The following is a 24,043-nucleotide window of genomic DNA, read 5'->3' as shown; positions in this document are numbered from 1 at the left end:
GCACCTGTTTTTTATTACCCTAATGTATAAACTAAAAACCTCTCATTCCCATTCTTCTCATAAGCACCTGGCAATCTAACTTCTTTCTTCAGCACAAACGCAGTCTGATTTTCTAAGAAGAAAATATAGTCCTCAGAAGGATAATATAAAATAATATCCACTTCTCTCCCCGTGTTTTCTACTGAAAGCAAAATGTTATTTACTACATTCATAAACACTTGTACAGAAAATGGATTAAAGAAATAAAATCTATTATCATGTGGATCAATCTCATATTCCTGCGCTAAACAACATTGGAATTGAATTTTCCCCTTACTGTTTCGTGCCTTTCGTGCATAACGATCTCGATTATCCATCGCTTCTTTATAAAACTCTTCATTCATTTCAATTCCAACTGCTGAAGCACCACATTTATGATGAATATAAAAGTTTAATCGCCCTTTTCCGCACCCAAAGTCTACAATTCGATCGCTACTTCGTATTTCATATTGATTCAATAACTCATCTAACCCGCTATACGGCGTCGGTTCATAACGGTGATAGTGCATAGACTTGTTAAACCCTTTTTGCTCACCGACTGTTTTTATATGTAAAACTGCATCATAATATTGTTCATTCATTTGTTTTCTCCTATTAAAAAATGGTACTTATTATTATACACCATGTACTGGAGGCTCATTTTTCATCAAATTAATAGGTACGTGAAATTATATTAACGATTTTCTTAATATATCTATCGTAACTTCAAATATATCAACGATTTTTCAAATATATCGATTTACCGACAATTCACGACAAAAAAACAGGAGCTCTTTAGCCCCTGTCTTCTAACACTTTCAATACAGTTTGTTTCAATATTTCTACCCCATCCATAATACAACTATGATCAAATCTCATATACGGATGGTGTAATCCAGGTTGTAGGTCTGCTCCTAGTCCAAGCATGACAGCTTTTAAATGTGGTCTTTTCACTGTATAGTAATGGAAATCATCGCTTCCTGTCGTATAGAGGGGCCCTGTGCATCTCTCTTCCCCATACACCTCGAGAATACCTTTACGCATAAAACGCTCTGCTTCTTCGGAAACCTCTGCTCCTGGTGCAAGATCCATCCATTCGTATGAAGTTTTTGATCCCATCGATGCAGCTGATTCTATTACATGCTCAATCTTTTTCTTTAATTCTTCTAATAGTATATTACTCTCTGCTCTTACATCTAAACTAAAATGACCATTTCCCGGAATAATATTTAAATTATCACCACCAGCTTGGCATCTCGTCATTTTTACTGAATAAGAACTTTGCGGTGGCAGCCAAATATTTTTCAAACCGATATTAATCATGGAAATGACATCAATTGCATTCACACCTTGGTGTGGTCTTGCCCCGTGTGCATCCTCCCCATGAATCATACCCTCTAAAAATCCTGCTGCTCCATGGCGAATAGATGAGGCTGCTTGTTTCAAAGATAGTTCTTCAATTGGTCTTAGATGGACGCCAAATAAGAAATCAGCATCATCTACAGCACCTTTCTCCACCATCTTTAAAGCACCATTCCCCTTCTCTTCTGCCGGCTGAAAAATAAATCTAACCGTACCACTTTTCCATCTCATATTTTTCAATTGTAAAATAAGTCCCATTACAATGGTCATATGAGCATCATGGCCACATGAATGGTTCGCTTTAAATTCTCCATTTACTTCTTGCCAAAGTGCATCCATATCAGCACGAATCGCAATAACTGGATTCCCGCCTCCAATCTCAGCAATTACACCTGGACAATCATCAAATGTTCTATATGAAATTCCTTCTTCTTTTAAAAAGTCAGTAATATACGCTGTCGTTTCATATTCTTTCCAACTTACTTCAGGGTTTTCGTGTAAATACTGAAAAATCTCCGTTAAGCGCTCTTGTAGCTCTAATGTTTTCAACGTTCCAGTCTCCTTCCCACATTACAAACGATTCGGGTTAATTATACTTATGAAAAACAGATGTTTTTATGAACATATTGAATTTTAAGAAGAAAGTCAATTATTTATTTTTAAACACTTAAAAATCTTACTCTGCACTTATATTACAAACTAAACAAACAACTAGAACATTCCTTATTTTCTGTTTTTTATGTTGACGCTTACATAAACTTTTAGTTATCATAACCTAATAAACGTCTATTTTACGACAATTCTAAAAATACAAACAAAAATACGTAACAAGGAGGAACTTTATGAAAAAAGAAATACCTTTTGGAATAGCGATTATCCCTATTATCATTACCGTTGCAGTTATGATGGTTACAATTGTTGTATTAAAACAAAGCCCTCACGTTCCACTTATTATCGGTACAACCGTTGCTTCTATTGTCGCTTGGCGTTACGGTTACAAATGGAATGATCTTGAAGAAGCAATGTATAAAGGGATTCGTCTTGCATTACCTGCTATCGTCATTATTATTCTTGTTGGCTTAACAATTGGTGCTTGGATTGGCGGTGGAATCGTCGCAACGATGATTTATTACGGTTTAAAACTTTTAACTCCATCACTATTTTTAGTTTCCATTACCGTCATTTGTTCTATCGTTGCATTAGCAATTGGTAGCTCTTGGTCTACAATGGGGACAATTGGTGTTGCTGGAATGGGAATTGGCCTAAGTATGGGAATCCCAGCTCCAATGGTTGCTGGTGCCATTATTTCAGGCTCTTATTTTGGCGATAAAATGTCACCGCTTTCAGACACAACTAACTTAGCCGCAGGATTAACAAATACAGATTTATTCGCACACATTCGTCACATGTTATTTACTACAGTTCCAGGTTTAATTATTACTCTTATCGTCTATGCTCTCTTAGGAAGAAGCTTCGGCGCTAACAATATTGATGCGAAGAGCATCGATCAAACGTTACAAGTATTGCAACAAAACTTTGTTATCTCACCTTTCCTACTCATTATACCCGTAGTCGTTATGGTATTGGTCGCTAAAAAGGTCCCTGCTATACCAGCGATTCTCGTCGGTATTATTTTAGGATTTTTATCACAAGTCTTTATTCAAGGTGGTTCTGTCTCAGCATCTGTCGGTGCACTCCAAGCTGGATTTGTTATAGACACTGGAAACAAGCTAGTAGACGAACTATTTAACCGCGGTGGCTTAGATTCGATGATGAATACAGTCTCTATGACAATTGTCGCTATGACTTTCGGAGGAGTATTAGAACATACAGGTATTCTTCGCTCAATTGTAAATCAAATTTTAAAGTTAGCGAAATCAGCAAAAGGGCTTATCGCTTCTACTATCGCATCTTGTTTTGCAACAAACCTTACTTGCTCTGAACAATATATTTCAATTGTTGTCCCTTCAAGAATGTACGCAAATGCCTACACAGAAAAAGGACTACATTCAAAAAACTTATCCAGAGCATTAGAAGATGGCGGAACATTAACTTCTGTCTTCGTTCCTTGGAATACGTGCGGTGTATTTATTCTCGCTACACTTGGCGTAGGTGCATTTGAATATGCCCCTTATGCTATTTTGAATTTCATCGTACCTATTATCTCAATCATTTATGGTATAACAGGTTTCACAATTGTAAAACTATCAGACATTGAAAAAGCAGAACTGCTAAAGAAACAAAAAGCTCAACTAGAAGCTTAAAAATAGCGGTAAATTCAGTTCATATAGTGCGCGAGGTCGCCCTTGTTGATAGGGCATTTCCTCGCCGCAAATATGAGCATACCCGTAATCAACTAATTTCTTTAACAACCTTTCTGTCGATCTTCGAGTCACTTGTAAGTACTCAGAAAGGTCAGCTGCTGTAAACTTCAATGACGGATGCGATTGACTAAATTGAATGATTTTTGACAAGTTCGCCGGACTAAGCTTCGTTTCCTTCGCTATTTTCATTAGTTCCGGATTATCATTTTTCAAACTTTGTACTCTCTGTTCTTTCGGGAACGGCCCAAACAAATCTTTATCACTTGTTAGTATATAAAAACAACGATCTATTGGATTATTCTTTGCAAAACTTTGAGCAATTTTTGCATTTTGCTCCGCCTCTTTCACGGTTTTTCCATAACCAAATCCAATAGCTATCGTTCCTTCTACGCTTGCAAACAAGTTATTTATCGCATTTGTTTTAATAATCGATTCGATATCACCACGAGTTGTATACAAAATGCATGTCATTTCATCCACTTGTTTAAATGAACCACGTAGTTCTTTTGAAATGACATCTAGTTTTTCAAGCAAACTCGTTCGTAATTCTAGGGAAGAAATAATACAAGCACCAACAGTAGCTGAATAGCTTTTTGCTAACTCAGCTTTTATTTTTGCATCTTTTAGCCCATGTATAATGGACTGCGTTGGATCAATCATACGCTCTGAAGGAACACCTATTTTTTGAAGCTCATCGTAAACAGCGTGAATACTAGTTAAAGCTAAATGAGCCTCTCCAGATTGATATTTAGCTACATGAAAATCGATAACTCTATTTATCTCATCTTTACTCCACAGCATATTTTCATAATCCAACACTTGCGGACTTTCTTTTATACCGATATCATGGAACACATTTGTAATAAACGAGCGGTCTACTAAATCGATGGAAATGTTATGTGGTTGAATACTTTGATGATACATGATAGAAAGAATTGAAGATGCGACAGTTGTCTCGTCTTGCTGTAAGTATGTACTTGGAATTCGTAATTGTTCTCTTATTTCTTTTGCCATATAATAAGGTAAAGCACCTGAGAAAAAGATGACATCACAAGGCTTTAGACACTTTAATAGTTCAGAAGATTCCGCCGGATGAAGGTAAATATATGGATCAATTTCTATTCCCTCTAATTTTTGAGCAATAGGAAAAAGGTTCTCCATAAACTCCTTTGAACCAACAACTGCAATTTTTATCATCATTTTCTCTAACTCCTTATCATTAATTAACGACTATTTAACGTCAACTATATCAAATGTATAAAACTATTGTAAACAGGAAGGGGTTTCTATTCAATGAAAATTACAGCTATTCATCTTTACGCAATTCGTTTACCGCTTCGCAATCCGTTTGTTATTAGTTATGGCTCTTATTCTGATATGCCCTCTATTATCGTCAAAATGGAAACAGATGAAGGTATTATCGGTTACGGTGAAGGCGTTGCTGATGATCACGTCACAGGTGAATCATGGGAAAGTACTTTCCATACTTTAAAACATACGCTAACCCCAACTCTAATCGGACAAAATCCAATGAATATCGAAAAAATACACGACATGATGGACAATAAAATTTACGGTGTTCCAACAGCGAAGGCCGCAATTGATATTGCTTGTTTTGATATAATGGGCAAAAAACTAAATCAACCTGTATATCAATTAATTGGCGGGCGCTATCATGAAGAATTCCCTGTCACTCACGTTTTAAGTATTGCCGATCCTGAAGATATGGCTGAAGAAGCTGCTTCTATGATTCAAAAAGGTTACCAATCTTTCAAAATGAAAGTTGGTACGAATGTAAAAGAAGATGTGAAACGTATTGAAGCTGTACGAGAACGTGTAGGAAATGACATTGCTATTCGCGTTGATGTAAACCAAGGCTGGAAAAATAGCGCAAACACATTAACAGCACTGCGTTCATTAGGACATTTAAACATTGACTGGATTGAACAACCTGTTATCGCGGACGATATTGATGCCATGGCTCATATTCGTTCTAAAACAGACCTCCCGCTTATGATTGATGAAGGATTAAAAAGTTCTCGTGAAATGCGCCAAATTATTAAATTAGAAGCTGCTGATAAAGTAAATATAAAACTAATGAAATGCGGCGGCATATATCCAGCTGTAAAGCTCGCTCATCAAGCAGAAATGGCAGGCATTGAATGCCAAGTGGGATCAATGGTCGAATCATCTGTTGCCTCTTCCGCAGGATTCCATGTCGCTTTCTCAAAGAAAATCATTACGAGCGTAGAGCTAACAGGACCATTAAAATTTACGAAAGACATTGGAAACTTACATTACGATGTACCATTCATTCGCTTAAACGAAAAGCCTGGACTCGGCATTGAAATAAACGAAGATACACTACAAGAACTAACCGTCTTTCAAGACGTTGTACGCTAAAGGAGGACTATCATATGACGGTTCTATACGAAGGAACATTAAAACAAAATAACGAATCATTTCACGTTACATTACTATCACTAGAGCATATCGAGCAAATCTTATCACTACAAAACATTGTAGTTGAAGCACTAGAAGATAAAAGTCGTTTACAACCACTCTCACAAGAAGAATTTCAATACATTCTAGAAGGAAACGGCATGATGATCGGTGCTTTTATCGAAAACGAACTCATCGCATTTCGCGCTCTACTCGTCCCTCCTATCGATGATGAACATTTAGGGCTCGATATTGGTTTGCCAGAAAGTGAACTACACCGCGTCATCTATCAAGAAATCTCAAACGTTCATCCGAACTACCGAGGAAATGGTATGCAAAAAATATTAGCAAAAGTCATTATGGAAGAATTGCAAGAAGAAGACAGCAAATATGATTACGTATGCTGCACCGTTGCTCCTTTTAACATTCCGAGCTTGAAGGATAAGTTTGCGCAAGAGATGGAGATTGCTGCGCTGAAGGAGAAGTATGGTGGTAGTCTGCGGTATGTTTTTGTGAAGGAATTGCGCAGAGATAAGGAAAACGATTGGACAGATGTTCAAAGTATTCTAATGAGTGATGCTAGTGGACAGCAGGCTTTGCTTTCGGAGGGGTATCGTGGGTATGAGATGGCGAAAGTGGATGGGGATTTTGTTGTGAAGTTTGGACGATAATCTATATACTCGAAAAAAGGAGATGCCTGCTATGACATCTCCTTTTACTTTCTCTTCATTGAACATATCGATTGCAACTCCAAATATATCGGCGGTTTTCGAAATATATCGGCGCAACTCCAAATATATCAGCGATTTTCGAAATATATCGACTTACCGACAAAGATTGACAATAATTGCAACCTATACAAAGCGCAACATTAGACCGTCATTTTCCAACTAGATAAGGCTAACCAATTCTCCATTTCTTTATAATCAGGCATTATCTTCCCGACAAGACGCCAAAAAGAGCGATCATGATTTAAATGAACCATATGACACATTTCATGAACGACTACATAGTCAATTACTCGCTGTGGTGCCATTGCTAGCTTCCAATTGAATGTTAGTTGTAAATTCGAATCGCAAGTACCCCAAGTACGACTACTATCTGTAATACGAATAGAACGTGGTTTTGTCTTAAAGTTACTTTGATGCGCTTTAATACTCTTCTCTACTAAAGTTTTACACTGCTTATAATAAAATCGTTTTAAAGCTTGCTGTATTTTCTCATCCTTTAGCTCTTTTACATAAATATGTAACTTATCCCCTTCAAAAATCGCATTGTCTTGCTCAATGCTTATATCTTGGGAAATCTGTATCGGATACGTATTCCCTAAATACAAAAAGCCCTCTCCTTGATCGTAATCCTTTTCCTGTGGTCCATGCGCTCGCTCCTGCATTTCCTTACGTGTTGTCTGAATCCAATCCCACTTCTCCTCTAGCAACTGGACTAAGTATTCAACAGGTGTTCCTTTCGGAGCTTGCACTTCCACATTTCCGTATGAATCTACAAAAAGACGCACGGACTTTTTCTTCTTATAAGTTATATGAAAATTAATTGTCTCACCTAAATATGTATGTACCATTTCATCACCTAGCATAGTATTTTTACAAATAAAAAAGAGTAGGATACAAACGTCCTACTCTACCTATTATATCATTTACTGCTTTAACGAACTCATTATCCTCTATACTTTACAGCTAATCCTTTAATGAAATTCCTTGCGTATTTATCGCCGCACTCTTTGTAATTTTTATGGCCTTTTTTTCTTAACAGAGCGCCTAACTCTCCTTTTGTTACCGTAACGCCCACGCTATCTAATATATCAAGTACATCCTCACTCGTTAAAGATAGTGCGATTTTCATTTTCTTTAGAAGAAGGTTATTGGCACTCTCCTTGCTCTGTACAGGTGCAGGCTGCCCTGGTTTTGGATCTTGCTTCCCTCTTTTTAAAGTAATAAATCCATTTAAAAACGCCTCTAACATCATCATATCGCATGTTTTTACGTACTCATCTTCGATTACATCAGGGTTTTCAGGCTCGTGCTGAGGCTCTCTTTTTATTTTTGTAAGCATATCAACTACATCTTCTTTCGTTACTTCCATCCCGCCAAGTTTAAAGATTTCTACCATATCTATATCTCTTATGTCTAAAGCGTATCGTACTCTTTTTAATATATCGTTGTTGCTCATTGCCATTGGGTTTCCTCCTGAAATGTTGATTATTTATTCAGCGGTTAAAGTTTATGCTATAACCTGCTTTAAATTATCATGTTTAATCTAACCTTTTAGTTATTGTCCGCTAAATTAATACTTTAACATTTTAAAGATATGTTTTATAGTCTTACCCGAACTTTTCTCTATCATTGTATCTACAGAGCTCTTACATGTTTTTTATATGCCTATAAAAAGATTTCTCTCTTAACATTAACTAAAAGAAAAAAACAGTGCTTTGATTTCTCAAATACACTGTTCTTTTCCAGCTCTGCACTTATTTTCAACTCACTCATGTCATGCACTACATATGAAATGATTTAACTGCTTAAAAGTTAAACCGTTTCACTATCCCTAGCCTCACCAGCACTATCCTCAAACTTATCCAACAAAGCTCGCACCTCATCCGTCGACTTCGTGCTCATCAATTGATTTCTCAATTCCGCAGCTCCTGGGAAGCCCTTCACATAAATTTTGAAGAAGCGGTGAAGCCCTGTGATTGAGCGTGGCAGTACTTCTGCATATTGATCTTGTAAATCAAGTTGTAGTCTTAAAAGATCTAGATGTTCTTTGCTGCTATGCTCTCTTGGCTCTTTTTCAAAAGCAAATGGATTTTTGAAGATGCCTCGTCCGATCATTACGCCATCAATGCCGTATTTTTCAGCAAGTTCCAGCCCCATTTTACGATCAAGGATGTCTCCATTGATTGTTATTAACGTATTGGGTGCAATGCGGTCACGTAATTTTTTAATTTCCGGAATTAGTTCCCAGTGCGCATCTACTTGGCTCATTTCTTCTCTTGTGCGTAAATGAATAGAAAGGTTTGCAATATCTTGTTTGAAAATGTGCGTTAACCAATCTTCCCACTCACTTAACTCTTTAAAGCCAAGTCTTGTTTTTACGCTGACAGGTAGTCCGCCCGCTTTTGCTGCTTGGATAAGTTCTGCTGCAACGTCTGGACGTAGAATAAGGCCACTGCCTTTTCCTCTTGATGCAACGTTCGGTACTGGGCAACCCATATTAATATCGATGCCTTTAAATCCTAGTTCTGCCATACCGATACTCATTTGACGGAAGTATTCGGGATTGTCTCCCCAAATATGTGCCACCATCGGTTGTTCATCTTCTGTAAAAATTAAACGGCCACGTACACTTTTCATACCTTCTGGATGACAATAGCTATCCGAGTTTGTAAACTCTGTGAAGAATACGTCCGGACGACCAGCTTCACTTACTACGTGACGGAAAACAACGTCTGTCACATCTTCCATTGGTGCAAGTACGAAAAATGGTCGTGGTAATTCACGCCAAAAATTATCTATCATTTCAAATTCAAATCCTCTCACTATGAATACAATTTCAAAATCTCAATTTATAATTTGTGAAAATCAGCAATATTTATTTTAACTAAAATCGCTTATGAATGGTATTTTTGTAAACCAAAAAGCAGGTGGTATAGATTTTTTCTATATCAACTGCTTTCCTATTATACTAACTTAAGCCAAGCCACACACTCCACATGCGTCGTATGCGGGAACATATCAACAGGTTGTACTTCCTGTGTTTTATATCCGCCTTCTTCTAGTACTTTTAAATCACGAGCTAATGTTGCTGGGTTACACGATACGTATACGACGCGGTTTGGCTTCATGTCGATGATTGTGTTTAGTAATGCTTCGTCACAGCCTTTACGCGGTGGATCTACGACCATTGTGTCGGCAATTACGCCTTCTTTGTACCATTTTGGAATGACTACTTCTGCTTCTCCTACGCCAAATTCAGCGTTTGTCATGTTGTTTAGTGCTGCGTTTCGGTTTGCGTCTTCGATTGCTTCTGGGACGATTTCAACGCCGTACACTTTTTTCGCTTTTTGCGCTAGGAATAACGAGATTGATCCGATTCCGCAATAGGCATCGATTACTGTTTCGTTACCATTTAATTTTGCGTATTCTAACGTTTTATCGTATAGCACTTTCGTTTGTTCTGGGTTTACTTGATAGAATGAACGTGCTGAAATCGCAAATTTAATGTCACCGATAAAGTCATAAATATATTCTGATCCGTACAGTACTGTCGTTTTATCTCCGAAAATTACATTCGTACGCTTCGTATTTACGTTTTGAACAATCGATTTTACTTCTGGAAATTTCGCTGCAATTTCTTCAATAATTGCTTTTTTGTTTGGTAGTTCTGCTGTACGTGTAATGAAGACAAGCATAATTTCCCCTGTTACTTGTCCATAACGAGCCATTACGTGACGAAGTGTTCCTTTGTTACGTTCTTCGTTGTACGCAGTGATACCATGCTTTTCACAAATACGTTTTACTTCTTGAATTAATGTATCGTTTTCTTCTGCCTGAATTAAGCATGATTCCATATTAATGATGTCATGCGTTCCTTGGCGATAGAAACCAGCTACAAGCCCACCTTCACGTTCTCCGATTGGTACTTGTGCTTTATTGCGGTATACCCACGGATTCTTCATACCAAGTACAGGATGAACAGGAACATCGCCTAGTCCTCCGATGCGCTGCATAACGTCACGTACTTGTTTTTCTTTCGCTTGTAATTGTCCTTCATAAGTTAAGTGCTGAAGCTGACAACCGCCGCACTGATTATATACTGGGCATTCAGCATCTTTACGATATGGACTTTCTGTATGAAGCTTCATTAAACGACCAAATGCGAAGTTTTTCTTCACTTTAATAATTTTAATTTGCGCTTCTTCACCTGGTAATCCGTTTTTAACGAAAATAGGATAGCCCTTTACTTTCGCAACACCGGCACCATCATGTGTTAAATCTTCAAATACTACATCTATAAACTCGTTTTTCTCAACTGGTGGCGTCATTTTAGTACTCATTTTCCGACCTCTCTTTTTCATAACACTGCGTTACATTTTATCATACTTATATGGTCTTTTTCTATTGGAAGAAAAAAAGCTATTGACGATACTTCTCTGTTAATGTTACGCTACTACTAATTTAATACGGACGATGTTACCTCATATATACTTGATAATATGGATCGAGAGTTTCTACCCGGCAACCTTAAATTGCTGGACTATGGGGAAAACTAATGAATATTAGCCTATGCGCAAAAAAGGACTCATATTGATTAGCTTTCTCTCATAGATGAAAGTGAATCCATATGGGTCTTTTTTTATTTTTATTTTTCTAAAAGGTCAGACATCTTACGTATGACATAAAACCTCATTCCTTTATTTTTAGTAATATAACGAGCGTTTTATGTACAAACTTTATACGAACTTCTGAAAGGGGCAACTACATGCAATATGTAATGAGCATTATCGGTATTATTGCCGTGTTAGGTTTATGTTTTGCTTTGTCAAACAACAAAAGTAAAATCAACTTCCGTGCAATTGCAATTATGATTGGTTTCCAAATTTTAATCGGTTGGTTTATGTTTGCTACAAAGATTGGTCAACAAATCATTATTTTCATTAGTAAAGTTTTCAACAAACTAATTAAACTTGGTACGACAGGTGTCGATTTTCTCTTTAATGGAATTCACAGAGATTTTGTCTTTTTCTTAAACGTATTATTAATCATCGTATTTTTCTCAGCACTACTTTCAATCTTTAGTTATTTAGGTGTTTTACCATTCATCGTTCGCGTTGTCGGCGGTGCAATTTCAAAAATTACTGGTTTACCACGCGTTGAGTCATTCCACGCAGTAAACTCTGTATTCTTCGGTTCAAGTGAAGCATTAATCGTTATTAAAAACGATTTACAGCATTTCAATAAAAACCGTATGTTTATCATTTGTTGTTCTGCGATGAGCTCCGTTTCTGCTTCTGTTACAGCATCATACGTAATGATGTTAGATGCAAAATACGTACTAGCAGCTCTTCCGCTAAACTTATTCTCAAGCTTAATCGTTTGTTCGTTATTAACACCAGTTGATACGAAGAAAGAAGATGAAGTGATTCAGAAATTTGATAGAACTCTATTCGGAGACAGCTTTATCGGCGCAATGATTAACGGTGCGCTTGATGGTTTAAAAGTAGCTGGTATCGTTGCCGCATTAATGATCGCCTTTATCGGTGTGATGGAAGTTGTAAACTACGTAATTAGTGCAGCTTCAGGCGCAATGGGACATGCTGTTACTTTACAACAAATCTTCGGTTACGTACTTTCTCCATTCGCATTCTTAATGGGTATTCCAGCTCAAGATATTATCCCAGCTGGTGGTATTATGGGTACGAAGATTGTTTTAAACGAGTTTGTAGCAATCCTTGATTTAAAAGACACAGCTACAACATTAGCTCCACGTACAGTTGGAATCGTTACAGTATTCTTAATTAGCTTCGCAAGTATTAGCCAAATTGGTGCAATCGTTGGTACAATCCGTGCCCTTTCTGAAAAACAAGGAAGCGTTGTTTCTAAATTTGGTTGGAAAATGCTATTTGCATCAACACTTGCTTCTATTTTATCTGCGACAATCGCTGGATTGTTTATTTAATAAAAAATCACCTTTGCTTAGACAGCAAGGTGATTTTTTTATTATCATCATTTAAGAAACTGAAGAAAACTCTAATGCCTCTTCCTTATTAATAATTTCCCCCTTATATTTACCTTTCACCGAAATATCAATAATTGATTTATTTTCTGCTTCCATTTTCCCTAAAGAAAATATATATATTAAATCATCTTTTTTTAACATCCATTGTTTTCCGTGCCAAGGACCAGTTAACTTCTGTTCTGGTGACGCCAGTATTTCTCCAAAATATTCACATTCGCCTAGAGATGTTTTTACTGTATTCTTCTTCGTATTAATAACTACATATTTAAGGAGCTTTATACTTTCACTTGAAAAAATCTCTACTTCATGATCATTTTTTTTCTTAAATTTCAGCTTTCCATCTTTTGTATTAACCAATTTACTTTGATCAATTGCATTTAGTACAAACTCATACTCTTCTTTTGTAACACCGAAATTAGGGTGATATGGAAAACTTTTTTTCTCTGCATGTTCTTCTACATATTTTAAATACCATTCCATATTACTCGCTAGATGCTCTCTCATTCTTTGACCAATACTCCCTACCTTTTTAAGAGTATCTGGTTCCATCTCTAGTGTCATAATATCCGCCGTCACTTCCGCATTCATAAGATGCGATGGAATATACTCTTCCACACTATTCGCTTTACTCACTTCACTTTGGCAACCAACTATAAATAGTGATATGAAAAAGATATATATTATTTTTTTATATTTCATTTCTATTCTCCACTCCATACATTGTTCTTACTTAGTTTTATAGCGGTTTTTATTATAGTATAAAATCTTTATATTTTAATAAAATCCATATCTGTATGCAAAATTGCATATTAATAAGTCTTCTTCTTACTTTAAAATTAGCTTAAATCACTTTCCAAATTATACAAATAACAAGTATTAAATGTTATAATTTGTAAAAAAACATTGGAGGACCTTATGAAAATTCACGCCCTTTTCGATTTCTTACATTTACTAGTCTTAACGCTGAAAAGCTATTATGTATGGGGAATGCCTATCTATGTCTTCATTATTCCTCTTATCTTTGTAGTCGGTTATATTATTATTAATTCTAATAAGAAACAAAAAAATACATCTATTCAAAGTCACTAATCTATTACCTTAATAGCCTCCTAAAAATCATATTCCCCTCATTTTCTTCAAATGATATGATGAACAAGGGTATATCCCCACCACTCTTATAGCGGTGGGGATTTTAATGTCAATATGCAACATACTACACAATAGAAGGTGATTTTTATGAGAAAATACGCAGCAATTGCTTTATGTACGTCTGCCATTCTAGCAGGCTGCAATACTAGCAATGTAAGCCAAGAACCTAAAAAAGAGAAAAAGGTTCAAGAAGTAGCTATACAAAAAGAGACTCTACACGAACAAGGTAAAATTTCTTATACTCCCATCACACACGAATCTACAAACACAAGTATTCATATTACAGACTTAAAAGATTCTTTAAATGAAGTACAATATAAAATTTGGCGCACAGCTGATGGAAAGGAACGTGCTAAATCTTTTTCTTCTAAAGAAAAGGAGAAACAATTTACAATTCCTTTTGACATAAAAGAATTTGAAGGAAAACGCGGTGAGTTCCAAATTGAAGCAACAGGAATGAAAGAAGATGGGAAAACAATCCCGCTTACGAAATCTACTATTACTTTCGAACAAAAGGTTCCTGTTCTTATGTATCACGCAATCGATGATTATCATGGTCAAGGTATTAAAGACTTATTCGTATCACCAGCTAACTTTGAAGCACAAATAAAATATTTAAAGGATAATGGTTATACGCTTTTAACGTTTGAACGCTGGGGCGATATAAATAAAGTAAATAAGCCGATTTTTGTTACATTTGATGACGGTATGAAAAATAATATGAATGCATTTCGCATTTTACAAAAGCTAAAAGATGATACTTTTAAACCGGCAGCAACAGAATATATGATTGTTGATAACGTTGATGTAGAAGGAGCATTGTCTACTTCTGAAATAAAAGAAATGGTTGATTCCGGCATTTTCTCGGTGCAATCTCATACTGCAACACATGCAGACTTACCGAAAATTACAAACTATGAGGAAGAGTTAAAAGGTTCAAAAGAAAAGCTAGAAAAAATAACAGGTAAGCCTGTTATCGCGATTGCTTATCCATTCGGTCATGTAGATGATAAGGTTGTTACAGAAACGAAGAAGTATTATCAATTTGCGACGACGACAAAGCCTGGCCAATTCATTACGAAGGGTGAACCTGATGAATTGTTAAAGATGAAGCGCGTTCGTATACACCATACAACGACTGTAGAGCAGTTTGCTTCTTCAATTAAGTAAATATAAGGGCTCAACACATTTTGAGCTCTCTTTTTACTTTATATTTATATATATTTTTAGAATTTTCTTGTATTATATATAGTAAGAAATCTTTCAAATTAAAGGAGATTATACATATGTCATTTGAACAAACGTTAGAGAAATATGCTGCTCTTGCAGTTAATGTTGGTGTTAATATTCAACCTGGACAAACTTTATCAATTAGTGCACCTCTTGAAGCTGTACAATTTGTACGCCTCGTTACAGAAAAAGCATATAAATCTGGTGCAAAACACGTATATGTAGATTGGAATGATGAGACGTTAACACGCTTAAAATTCGATCTAGCTCCTGAAGAAGCTTTCGCTGAATTTCCATCTTGGAAAGCACATGCTCGTGAAGAATTAGCAAAAGAAGGCGCTGCATTTATGTCTATCTATGCAGAAAACCCTGATTTATTAAAAGGTGTAGAACCATCGCGTATCGCAACAGCTCATAAAGTAGCTGGAGAAGCAATGAAAGTATACCGTGATTACGTACAAGCAGATAAAGTAAGTTGGTGTGTCATTTCTGTTCCTACGAAAGAATGGGCTGCGAAAGTATTCCCTGACGTAGCGCCAGAAGAACAAGAAGCAAAGTTATGGGATGCTATTTTCAAAGCTACTCGTGCTGATTTAGAAAACCCTGTAGAAGCATGGAAAGAACATGATGAAACATTACATACAAAAGTGGATTACTTAAACGAAAAGCATTATAAAGCTCTTCACTATACAGGTCCTGGAACAGATTTAACAATCGAACTTCCAGAAAAACATGTATGGGCTGGTGCTGGTAGCTTAAATGAAAAGAACGTACCATTTATGGCTAATATTCCAACTGAAGAAGTATTTACAATGCCACTTAAAACAGGTGTAAACGGCCAAGTTTCTAGTACAAAACCGTTAGTATTTGCAGGTAATATTATCGATAATTTCACGTTAACATTTGAAAACGGACGTATCGTAGACTATAAAGCTGAAGCTGGTGAAGAAGCTTTAAAACATTTAGTAGAAACAGATGAAGGTTCTCACTTCTTAGGGGAAGTAGCTTTAGTACCTCATGACTCACCAATTTCAAACACAAATGTTTTATTCTACAATACACTATTTGACGAAAATGCATCTTGCCACCTTGCGATTGGAAATGCTTACGCATTTAACTTAGTTGGCGGAAAAACAATGTCTAAAGAAGAACTTGCTGAAAACGGCGCAAACGCTAGTATCACACACAACGACTTTATGATTGGATCAGCTGAGCTTGATATTGACGGTATTACTGCTGATGGCAGACATGAGCCTATCTTCCGTAAAGGTAACTGGGCGTTTTAAATCTATTACCATAAAGAAACACATTGGATAATCCAATGTGTTTCTTTATTTATTTGGTTTCAATTCAAATTTTATCGTTCTATTTTCACGCGTAAACTCCGGTCTATACGTAGCGATATACGTATTTTCTTTCGCTACGTCAAATAGCATGATATCTTGAATTTTTTCATCTGGTGCTAACTTTTTACTAATAAAGCTATCAGGGTTATTATATTCTTTAAATCTTGTACCTTTCTTATCGGTAATCTCAAATTCATAAAATGCAAAAGGTATTTCCTTTTTACTATTATTTTCTACTTTGAAAATAATCCCCAAAATCTCCTCTTTCTTTTTATCCTCATCATAATCCGGATATCCTAATTTAACTGAATCGATAGTTACTTGCAAACCATCTACGTCTACTGTCTCCCCTATTTTATACACTTTATCTTGAACATCTTCTTGTTTACTTTCATTACTATCTTTAGTCTCAGTGCAAGCACTTAAACTAAAAGCTATGCCAAAAATTAAAACAATTTGACTTACCTTTTTTAACATACTCTTTCCTCCACATAAGACAATATTTCATATGTATTATAACAAAACGCTTTACTCTTTCTTGTCATATTTTGTCGTATTAATTGCTAACTGCACAAATAGAAAAAAGCTATCTTCTACAAAAGATAGCTTTCAGGATGCCGATGAAACCTTAAGCCCAATGACACCCAAAACAATAAAAAGAATACAAAATGCTTGAAATAAACTAATATGCTCTTTAAAAAAGTATACACTAATGATTGTAATAAGTAATGTTCCAACGCCAGACCAAATAGCATAAGCAATACTTAAATGAATCTTCTTCACAACGATGGCGAACACACTGAAGCAAATTCCATAAAATACGAAAATCAATACACTTGGAACGAGCTTTGTTAAACCATTTGATAGTTTCATCGCAATTGTTCCAGCCACTTCAAAAATAATTGTAACAAGTAATAATAGCCAATATACCATACTAGAATCTCCTTCTCTGTTACCTTATAGAGATTCTAGTATACTACTTATAGTCCTAATGAAATATATTTAATTTCTAAATATTCCTCGATGCCGAAATGGCCTCCTTCACGGCCGATACCACTTTCTTTAAAGCCACCGAATGGTGCTTGTGCAACTGATGGAAGACCGTCATTTAGACCGATAATACCGTACTCTAACGCTTCACTAATTTGGAATGCTTGGCTAATGTCTTTCGTGAAAATATACGCAGCTAAACCGTATGGTGTATTATTTGCACGTTCGATTACTTCATCAACTGTTTTAAATTTCGCAACTGGTGCCACTGGCCCAAATGTTTCTTCATTCATACAAAGCATCGTATCATTTGCCAACCCAATTACAGTCGGTTGAATGAAATGTCCCTCTAACTCTGCGACCTTTTCACCACCATATAAAACGGTTCCACCTTTTTGAATAGCATCTTCAATATGTTCTTGTACTTTTGAAACTGCATTCTCATCAATAAGTGGTCCGACAGTCGTTCCGTCACCGAAACCGTCTCCTACTTTCAACTGCCCTACTGCCCTTTGGAACTTCTCTACAAATACTTCGTATACTTCTTCTTGAACGAATACTCGGTTTGTACATATACACGTTTGTCCTGCGTTACGGAATTTCGAACCAATCACCGCTTCTACTGCTTTATCTAAATCTGCATCATTCATTACGATAAACGGAGCGTGACCACCTAACTCAAGTGAAACTTTTTTCATCGTTTGCGCCGCACTAGCCATTAACTCTTTCCCAATTTCCGTTGACCCTGTAAAGGACACTTTTCGAACGCGACTATCTTCCATCCATGTATCAGCAATTGCTTTTGCACTACCTGTTACGATATTAATTACACCCTTTGGAATATCCGCTTCATGAGCTAATTCAGCTAATTTTAATGCAGTTAGCGGCGTTTGACTTGCCGGTTTCACAACGGCTGTACAGCCTGCTGCAAGCGCTGGGGCTACCTTTCTCGTAATCATAGCAGCTGGGAAGTTCCAAGGTGTAATAGCTGCCATAACGCCAACTGGTTGCTTCATAACTAAAATGCGCTTATTCAGATGAGCAGCAGGAATCATTTCACCATACACACGTTTCCCTTCTTCTGCATACCATTCAACAAAACTATTTGCATAATTTACTTCACCAAGCGCTTCTGCAAACGGCTTTCCTTGTTCCTTCGTCATAATCGCTGCGATCTCTTCTTTATTTTTATCAATAAGCATGAACCACTTTTTTAACTTCGTTGCACGATCTGCTGCCGTTAACTTAGACCACGTTTTAAAAGCTTCATGTGCAGCATCAACAGCTTGCTTTGCCTCTGTTACTCCGCCTTTTGGTACAGTTGCAAATATTTCCTTCGTCGCAGGATTATTTACTTCAATTTGTTCTTGTAGTGTAATCCACTCACCATTTATATACATCGCCTTTCTATCTATACTTACGAAAGTCGCCTTTTTATCCAATGTTTTCTTCCTCCTCTATGAACTTCTTAATTTTCCTAGTAGCAGCAGATTGACTAATTTGCAAAAACTCAGCTACTTTATAACTTGATCCATACGTTTTATACGCTTTAAGAATAATATTTCTCTCTACCTCTTCCAGCATTTTATAAAGGCTTTGCCCCGATTGTTCAACTGCAGCCTCTTGCATAGAGAGTGGCAAATCCTCTACCGTTACAACATCATCGACAGTAATAACAATTCTCTCAATTACATTCTCTATTTCTCTATTGTTTCCTTCCCACGGATATCCAACAAACATTTGTAACGTACTCGGCGCTAGTTTCACATCACGTCCGTATTTTTTATTAAAGTGCTGCAAGTAATGATAAATAAGCGGTAAAATATCTTCTGTCCTTTCCCTAAGCGGGGGAATTGCAATTGGAATGACATTCAAACGATAGTATAAATCTTTCCGAAATGTTCCTTGTTTCACCATCTCACTTAAATCTCTATTTGTTGCTGCCACAATTCGAACATCCACTTTTTTTAATTCTCTTCCGCCTATAGGACGAAATGTTTTTTCTTGCAATACTTGCAAAAGCTTCGCTTGAATTTCAATCGGCATTTCACCGATTTCATCTAAAAAAAGAGTTCCTTTATGCGCGGATTCTAATAGTCCCTTTTTCCCTTCACGATTCGCACCTGTAAAAGATCCACCTGAATATCCAAAAAGCTCTGATTCAATTAAATTAGTTGGCAATGCCGCACAATTAATTTCATAGAAACTTTCATTCTTACGGTGACTCACTTCATGTAAATGGCGTACTAATCGACTTTTCCCAACTCCAGTTTCGCCTAAAACGAGAACAGTACTATCCACTACAGATACTTTTTTAATTGTATCGACTATTTTTTGCATAGCTAGACTTTTAAAAATAAGTCCTTCATGCTCATATGTTTCTCTTAATTCTTTTTTATATGTTTTTAGCTGATTATCCATTTCCTCTACCTTTTGACGTAATTGATAGAGTTCAGTAAGGTCCCGAGAATAACTAATCACTCTTCTTAAATTTCCCTCATCATCAAAAACAGGCCTTGTACGAACGTGTAAATACTCTCCTGATTTTGTAGTTTGAACGAGTTCAATTGGCCTCTTTTTTTCAATCACTTCTAATGTCGCTGATGGATAAAAGATTCCATCCTTTTGTAGTTCTTTTACATGCTTACCCACTAACTCTTCGGCAGCTAGTTGGTAGTGCCTTTCACATGTACTATTTACACGCACAACGATTCCCTGCTCATCTGTAACAAAAATTTCGTCAAACGCATATTCAAATACATCTTTTAAATCCATTAAAACTCGTTCCTTTTCTGCAACCATCCTAGCCACCCCTAACTTCAAATCCATCGATCCACTTCACTACCTTTATTATAAAGTGAATTTTCTGTATTTAATATAGAGTCAGCTAGAATGTTTGCTATTTATCCTTCAGTTTTTAAACACGAGCTATGTTTGTTTGCTCATAACAAGCTTGCAATGATTCTTCAATTATTGTTAAACCTTCTTCAAGTTGCTCACCTGTAATAACTAAAGGCATTAACACACGGATAACATTTCCATATGTTCCTGCTGATAATAACAGTAACCCACGCTTATTTGCTTCTGCACATAGATTAGCCGTTAACGTTTTGTCAGGTGCTTTCGTCTTACGGTCTTGAACGACCTCAAATGCACACATTGCTCCTAACCCACGCACATCACCAATGCAATGATATTTATTTTTCATCTCTTCGAATCGGTTCATTACGACTTTTCCTAATTCTATCGCTCTATCATTTAAATTCTCTTTTTCTATTACATCCAGTACTGCTAATGCTGCCGCACATCCTAATGGACTTCCTGCATACGTTCCACCAAGTTCACCTGGTGCAGATTCATTCATAATTTCTTTACGTCCAATGACACCACTTATCGGTACACCAGCCCCTAATGATTTAGACACTGTAATTAAATCTGGAACGACATCATAGTGATCAATTGCAAAATATTTTCCTGTACGACTAAAGCCTGTTTGTATTTCATCCGCTACAAATAAAATGCCGTTCTCTGAACAAATGCGGCGTACTTCTTGAACAAATTTCTTACTTGGGACGATAAATCCACCTTCCCCTTGAACAGGTTCCATTACAACAGCTGCGATTGTTTCTGGTGCTACTTCCGATATGAAGAAGTTCTTAAACTCTTCAATAATAAAATCATCATACTGCTCTTCCGTTAATCCCTCTGGGCGACGGTATTCGTATGGAAATGGCGCTTTATATACTTCTGGAGCAAAGGGACCAAACCCAAATTTATATGGCTTCACTTTACTTGTCATCGTCATTGTCATTAATGTACGCCCGTGGAAACCTTTAGAAAATGCGATAATACCAGGTCTCTTCGTATATTTACGAGCGATCTTCACCGCGTTCTCAACTGCTTCTGCACCACTATTTAAAAAGAGGACTTGCTTATCGAAACTTCCCGGTGCCAATGCCGCAAGCTTTTCCGCTAATTCAATATATGGCTCATACATCATGACATTAAATCCAGTATGAATGTATTGATCGACTTGTTTATGGAGCGCTTCTTTAACCGTTGGATGACAATGCCCTACGTTAATTGTCCCAATTGCTCCTGCAAAATCAATGTACTGATTACCATCAACATCCGTTACAAGAGCACCATTGGCAGATTGTACAAACGTTGGGATGCCGTTACTTACTCCTTTTGGTACTATATTTTGACGGCGTTCTAATAAAGATGCCGCTTTCGGTCCTGGAATTTGTTCATTTACTTTAGCAAATTTTTTTGTGTTCATTGCGTACCCCATCCTTTTCTTTACATTGTTTTCTCTTTTTATTGCAAAATGTATGCCAACTTTCTTTTCTAGCATTTATCCTATATTCTTTGTATCCAGGCATAAAAAATAAGTCTATAAAGACTCATTAAGAGTCTTTATAGACTTATTTTCCTTACACATTAGACTTTTCTTTCTCCCAGAAAAACTCACCCGATTGAGAAATAAACTCTCCAACAGAATCTAACACTAAATCAGCAAGTGGTTCTAATGTTGGACGGTCTCCCGTACCAGATAGCACCCCAATTGCATAGCAATCGCCATTTTTGGCTAAATGTAAATCAGTTGGCGTATCTCCAACAACCGCAACCTCACATGATTCTAAATTAAATTTCTCACAAAACACTTCTATAATCTTTTTATCTGGTTTTTGCGCAGGGAATGTATCCGAGGCTATAATATAATCAAAAAAGTTCTCCAACTTATATTGTTTTAAAAATAATTCTGTTGGTGCGAAATCATCTGCCGTGACAACCCCTAATATAAATCCTTTATCTTTTAATGCCTGTAACACTTTCGGTAAATCTGCTGTCATTTTCATATGCGAACGATGCTCATACATAAGGGAAAATAACTTCTCACTTACCCAATGGTGCATCTCTTCTTCTCTAGCAGACTCAATATAATTACAAAGCCCCTTCGCTACATCAAGGCTTGTTCCAGCAGCTATTGCACTCCTCGGATTAACAAATGCTCCCTCTACACCAATCTCTTCTAATAAGGTCTGCCCTATTGTACTTGGTAAATGATATAAACTTATACATTCAGCTACAAGTTCTTCAGCTACTTTTATCCATATTGAATGAAAATCCATTAATGTCCCATCTTTATCAAATAATATTGCTTTTACCTTCTCCATAGCATCCTACCTCTCGTTTCTTATCTCCTCCAGTGTATCAATAAAATATGGATGTAAAATAAAAGAATTGTAAAAATACCATAAAAATCAAAATAACTCCCAATTTACAATTCATTTTAACAAAGTAAAAAAGGATGCCTTTACAGGGCATCCTCTTGATGTTCAGGAACAAATAGTTCTAAACAATGATATATATTTTCGAATTCCATCGGTGCATCTCCACCATACTCACCATCTAAATTAATCATTAGTTTATCTGGTGAATGTACTTTAATTCGGTTCGCTTGTGTATATAACACTTTTGGATTATTAATATGTTCACCACGTTGTGCTTGTGTTGCTGCTTTAATTAAATCAGCGATAGAACCTTTTTTCAGTACTAATAGGTCAAATAACCCATCGTTAATAGATGCATACGGTGCTACCTTTTCAAATCCACCTACTGAACGAGTATTCGTAATTAAAAACATCGTAATTTCTTCTTGTAGTAACTTTCCATCATACTCAATTTCAACATATGTCGGATGCAATGATGGTAACATCTCGATACCTTTTAGGTAATAAGCAAGTTGTCCTAATACTGTCTTTAACTTACTCGGTACTTCGTATGTTAATTCTGTAATACGACCGCCACCAGCGATGTTAATAAAATATGTATCGTTCGCTCTACCAAGGTCTAATGGCACTGTTTTTCCTTCGCAAATAATATCTGCTGCCTCTTCAATAGAACGAGGTACACCAATTGCACGTGCAAAGTCATTTGTCGTTCCAACTGGAATAATTCCAAATTTCGGACGGAATTCATGCCCAACTAAACCGTTTACTACTTCATTTAATGTACCGTCGCCACCAGCCGCAATAACAACATCAAACTTACGATCCGCAGCTTGCCTCGCCGCCACAGTAGCGTCTCCAGGACCCGTTGTCGCATGACAAGATGTCTCATAGCCAGCTTGTTCTAATTTTTGTAATACTTCTGGTAAGCTCTTCTTAAATAGCTCACGCCCAGAAGTAGGATTATAAATAATTCTTGCTCGCTTCATCATTTATTAGCACAGGAAATTTCTTTATGTATCGAAAAAGAACATACTGAACTTCTATTCAGTATTCCCATGCCTACCTCCTCTCATCTTGCTATCCTTCTTTTATCCCGCTCAAACAGGCAGTAAGAACCCGATTCGTGTAGTCCATCAAAAGTAAATATTCATTTCAATGGTTTTTTATTTGACTCCAAAATTTATCCCGCTAT

The 24,043-nt window shown here is 36.5% G+C and carries 22 protein-coding genes and 1 riboswitch; of the genes, 7 read left to right on the top strand and 15 right to left on the bottom strand.

The features are described from left to right. Window positions 1-14: 14 nt before the first annotated feature. Window positions 15-620, bottom strand: a complete 606-nt coding sequence (locus AXW78_RS01885; RefSeq protein ID WP_001005618.1) for an SAM-dependent methyltransferase — start codon at window positions 618-620, stop codon at window positions 15-17. Between the two features lie 193 nt (window positions 621-813). Then, on the bottom strand, window positions 814-1,929 hold the full coding sequence (locus AXW78_RS01880; protein WP_061883731.1) for a M20 peptidase aminoacylase family protein: 1,116 nt from the start codon (window positions 1,927-1,929) through the stop codon (window positions 814-816). A 293-nt stretch (window positions 1,930-2,222) separates the two neighbouring features. Between AXW78_RS01880 and nhaC the strand changes: the two genes are divergently transcribed. Beyond that, entirely contained in the window at window positions 2,223-3,644 is a 1,422-nt protein-coding gene (gene nhaC, locus AXW78_RS01875; protein WP_000711511.1) for a Na+/H+ antiporter NhaC, read from the top strand. Here the strand turns inward: nhaC and AXW78_RS01870 are convergent. Beyond that, a complete protein-coding gene (locus tag AXW78_RS01870; RefSeq protein WP_000972812.1) occupies window positions 3,633-4,904 on the bottom strand; it encodes a hypothetical protein in 1,272 nt (423 codons plus the stop codon). The two genes, nhaC and AXW78_RS01870, sit on opposite strands and share 12 nt — an antisense overlap. A gap of 93 nt (window positions 4,905-4,997) precedes the next feature. Between AXW78_RS01870 and AXW78_RS01865 the strand changes: the two genes are divergently transcribed. Both AXW78_RS01865 and AXW78_RS01860 read left to right on the top strand, forming a co-directional pair. Then, window positions 4,998-6,107, top strand: coding sequence for a mandelate racemase/muconate lactonizing enzyme family protein (locus tag AXW78_RS01865; RefSeq protein ID WP_061883730.1), 1,110 nt, complete (start codon window positions 4,998-5,000; stop codon window positions 6,105-6,107). 14 nt (window positions 6,108-6,121) lie between these two features. After that, complete coding sequence (locus AXW78_RS01860; RefSeq protein ID WP_061883729.1) at window positions 6,122-6,817, top strand: GNAT family N-acetyltransferase; 696 nt, start codon at window positions 6,122-6,124, stop codon at window positions 6,815-6,817. Between the two features lie 200 nt (window positions 6,818-7,017). On the opposite strand, the gene AXW78_RS01855 is transcribed toward AXW78_RS01860, so the two are convergent. From AXW78_RS01855 to rlmD, 4 genes are all read right to left on the bottom strand, one after another. Further along, window positions 7,018-7,725 carry a M48 family metallopeptidase gene (locus AXW78_RS01855; protein WP_000233767.1) on the bottom strand — a complete coding sequence of 236 codons (708 nt, stop codon included), beginning with the start codon at window positions 7,723-7,725 and terminating at the stop codon, window positions 7,018-7,020. Between the two features lie 95 nt (window positions 7,726-7,820). Beyond that, window positions 7,821-8,339 carry a YehS family protein gene (locus AXW78_RS01850; RefSeq protein ID WP_061883728.1) on the bottom strand — a complete coding sequence of 173 codons (519 nt, stop codon included), beginning with the start codon at window positions 8,337-8,339 and terminating at the stop codon, window positions 7,821-7,823. 350 nt (window positions 8,340-8,689) lie between these two features. Further along, complete coding sequence (locus tag AXW78_RS01845) at window positions 8,690-9,679, bottom strand: tRNA dihydrouridine synthase (RefSeq protein WP_000566704.1); 990 nt, start codon at window positions 9,677-9,679, stop codon at window positions 8,690-8,692. A 161-nt stretch (window positions 9,680-9,840) separates the two neighbouring features. Beyond that, on the bottom strand, window positions 9,841-11,217 hold the full coding sequence (gene rlmD / locus AXW78_RS01840; protein ID WP_000105032.1) for a 23S rRNA (uracil(1939)-C(5))-methyltransferase RlmD: 1,377 nt from the start codon (window positions 11,215-11,217) through the stop codon (window positions 9,841-9,843). A gap of 121 nt (window positions 11,218-11,338) precedes the next feature. Beyond that, window positions 11,339-11,440, top strand: a riboswitch (purine riboswitch). A gap of 202 nt (window positions 11,441-11,642) precedes the next feature. Here rlmD and AXW78_RS01835 point away from each other — a divergent pair. Then, the gene (locus AXW78_RS01835; RefSeq protein WP_061883727.1) at window positions 11,643-12,839 is read left to right on the top strand and encodes a NupC/NupG family nucleoside CNT transporter; all 1,197 of its coding nucleotides are present in this window, start codon (window positions 11,643-11,645) and stop codon (window positions 12,837-12,839) included. Window positions 12,840-12,890: 51 nt separating this feature from the next. Here the strand turns inward: AXW78_RS01835 and AXW78_RS01830 are convergent, their stop codons facing one another. Beyond that, the gene (locus AXW78_RS01830; protein WP_000875609.1) at window positions 12,891-13,598 is read right to left on the bottom strand and encodes a hypothetical protein; all 708 of its coding nucleotides are present in this window, start codon (window positions 13,596-13,598) and stop codon (window positions 12,891-12,893) included. Window positions 13,599-13,814: 216 nt separating this feature from the next. Between AXW78_RS01830 and AXW78_RS34200 the strand changes: the two genes are divergently transcribed. The 3 genes from AXW78_RS34200 (at window position 13,815) to AXW78_RS01820 (ending at window position 16,564) form a co-directional block, all read left to right on the top strand. After that, window positions 13,815-13,988, top strand: coding sequence for a hypothetical protein (locus AXW78_RS34200; protein WP_000690673.1), 174 nt, complete (start codon window positions 13,815-13,817; stop codon window positions 13,986-13,988). 147 nt (window positions 13,989-14,135) lie between these two features. Further along, window positions 14,136-15,218 carry a polysaccharide deacetylase family protein gene (locus AXW78_RS01825; protein ID WP_001233732.1) on the top strand — a complete coding sequence of 361 codons (1,083 nt, stop codon included), beginning with the start codon at window positions 14,136-14,138 and terminating at the stop codon, window positions 15,216-15,218. 116 nt (window positions 15,219-15,334) lie between these two features. Beyond that, complete coding sequence (locus AXW78_RS01820) at window positions 15,335-16,564, top strand: aminopeptidase (protein ID WP_000007357.1); 1,230 nt, start codon at window positions 15,335-15,337, stop codon at window positions 16,562-16,564. Window positions 16,565-16,609: 45 nt separating this feature from the next. Here AXW78_RS01820 and AXW78_RS01815 read toward each other — a convergent pair whose 3' ends face one another. The 7 genes from AXW78_RS01815 to AXW78_RS01785 form a co-directional block, all read right to left on the bottom strand. Continuing rightward, window positions 16,610-17,101: a DUF4352 domain-containing protein gene (locus tag AXW78_RS01815; protein ID WP_000915104.1), complete on the bottom strand. Its 492-nt coding sequence runs from the start codon at window positions 17,099-17,101 to the stop codon at window positions 16,610-16,612. A gap of 132 nt (window positions 17,102-17,233) precedes the next feature. Then, window positions 17,234-17,557, bottom strand: coding sequence for a DMT family transporter (locus tag AXW78_RS01810; protein WP_000263262.1), 324 nt, complete (start codon window positions 17,555-17,557; stop codon window positions 17,234-17,236). A 47-nt stretch (window positions 17,558-17,604) separates the two neighbouring features. Then, on the bottom strand, window positions 17,605-19,056 hold the full coding sequence (gene gabD / locus AXW78_RS01805) for an NADP-dependent succinate-semialdehyde dehydrogenase (RefSeq protein ID WP_061883726.1): 1,452 nt from the start codon (window positions 19,054-19,056) through the stop codon (window positions 17,605-17,607). Then, a complete protein-coding gene (locus AXW78_RS01800; RefSeq protein ID WP_000225140.1) occupies window positions 19,049-20,416 on the bottom strand; it encodes a sigma-54 interaction domain-containing protein in 1,368 nt (455 codons plus the stop codon). Before AXW78_RS01800 ends, gabD begins: the two co-directional genes overlap by 8 nt. A gap of 115 nt (window positions 20,417-20,531) precedes the next feature. Beyond that, complete coding sequence (gene gabT / locus AXW78_RS01795; protein WP_061884828.1) at window positions 20,532-21,896, bottom strand: 4-aminobutyrate--2-oxoglutarate transaminase; 1,365 nt, start codon at window positions 21,894-21,896, stop codon at window positions 20,532-20,534. A 154-nt stretch (window positions 21,897-22,050) separates the two neighbouring features. After that, window positions 22,051-22,794 (bottom strand): HAD family hydrolase, encoded by a 744-nt coding sequence (locus tag AXW78_RS01790; RefSeq protein ID WP_000416660.1) that lies wholly within the window; start codon window positions 22,792-22,794, stop codon window positions 22,051-22,053. Window positions 22,795-22,934: 140 nt separating this feature from the next. Beyond that, window positions 22,935-23,840, bottom strand: a complete 906-nt coding sequence (locus AXW78_RS01785) for a diacylglycerol kinase (RefSeq protein WP_000977679.1) — start codon at window positions 23,838-23,840, stop codon at window positions 22,935-22,937. Window positions 23,841-24,043: the final 203 nt, after the last annotated feature.

The sequence above is a fragment of the Bacillus thuringiensis genome, from assembly GCF_001595725.1.
Lineage (GTDB): Bacteria > Bacillota > Bacilli > Bacillales > Bacillaceae_G > Bacillus_A > Bacillus_A thuringiensis_K.
This window is presented reverse-complemented; position numbering and strand designations above follow the sequence as displayed.

Excerpts from the sequence above, each read along its gene's own strand:
- AXW78_RS01885 (WP_001005618.1), bottom strand. The coding sequence starts at position 620 with ATGAATGAACAATATTATGATGCAGTTTTACATATAAAAACAGTCGGT.
- nhaC (WP_000711511.1), top strand. The coding sequence starts at position 2,223 with ATGAAAAAAGAAATACCTTTTGGAATAGCGATTATCCCTATTATCATT.
- AXW78_RS01870 (WP_000972812.1), bottom strand. The coding sequence starts at position 4,904 with ATGATGATAAAAATTGCAGTTGTTGGTTCAAAGGAGTTTATGGAGAAC.
- AXW78_RS01865 (WP_061883730.1), top strand. The coding sequence starts at position 4,998 with ATGAAAATTACAGCTATTCATCTTTACGCAATTCGTTTACCGCTTCGC.
- AXW78_RS01860 (WP_061883729.1), top strand. The coding sequence starts at position 6,122 with ATGACGGTTCTATACGAAGGAACATTAAAACAAAATAACGAATCATTT.
- AXW78_RS01855 (WP_000233767.1), bottom strand. The coding sequence starts at position 7,725 with ATGGTACATACATATTTAGGTGAGACAATTAATTTTCATATAACTTAT.
- AXW78_RS01850 (WP_061883728.1), bottom strand. The coding sequence starts at position 8,339 with ATGGCAATGAGCAACAACGATATATTAAAAAGAGTACGATACGCTTTA.
- AXW78_RS01845 (WP_000566704.1), bottom strand. The coding sequence starts at position 9,679 with ATGATAGATAATTTTTGGCGTGAATTACCACGACCATTTTTCGTACTT.
- rlmD (WP_000105032.1), bottom strand. The coding sequence starts at position 11,217 with ATGAGTACTAAAATGACGCCACCAGTTGAGAAAAACGAGTTTATAGAT.
- AXW78_RS01835 (WP_061883727.1), top strand. The coding sequence starts at position 11,643 with ATGCAATATGTAATGAGCATTATCGGTATTATTGCCGTGTTAGGTTTA.
- AXW78_RS01830 (WP_000875609.1), bottom strand. The coding sequence starts at position 13,598 with ATGAAATATAAAAAAATAATATATATCTTTTTCATATCACTATTTATA.
- AXW78_RS34200 (WP_000690673.1), top strand. The coding sequence starts at position 13,815 with ATGAAAATTCACGCCCTTTTCGATTTCTTACATTTACTAGTCTTAACG.
- AXW78_RS01825 (WP_001233732.1), top strand. The coding sequence starts at position 14,136 with ATGAGAAAATACGCAGCAATTGCTTTATGTACGTCTGCCATTCTAGCA.
- AXW78_RS01820 (WP_000007357.1), top strand. The coding sequence starts at position 15,335 with ATGTCATTTGAACAAACGTTAGAGAAATATGCTGCTCTTGCAGTTAAT.
- AXW78_RS01815 (WP_000915104.1), bottom strand. The coding sequence starts at position 17,101 with ATGTTAAAAAAGGTAAGTCAAATTGTTTTAATTTTTGGCATAGCTTTT.
- AXW78_RS01810 (WP_000263262.1), bottom strand. The coding sequence starts at position 17,557 with ATGGTATATTGGCTATTATTACTTGTTACAATTATTTTTGAAGTGGCT.
- AXW78_RS01800 (WP_000225140.1), bottom strand. The coding sequence starts at position 20,416 with ATGGTTGCAGAAAAGGAACGAGTTTTAATGGATTTAAAAGATGTATTT.
- gabT (WP_061884828.1), bottom strand. The coding sequence starts at position 21,896 with ATGAACACAAAAAAATTTGCTAAAGTAAATGAACAAATTCCAGGACCG.
- AXW78_RS01790 (WP_000416660.1), bottom strand. The coding sequence starts at position 22,794 with ATGGAGAAGGTAAAAGCAATATTATTTGATAAAGATGGGACATTAATG.
- AXW78_RS01785 (WP_000977679.1), bottom strand. The coding sequence starts at position 23,840 with ATGATGAAGCGAGCAAGAATTATTTATAATCCTACTTCTGGGCGTGAG.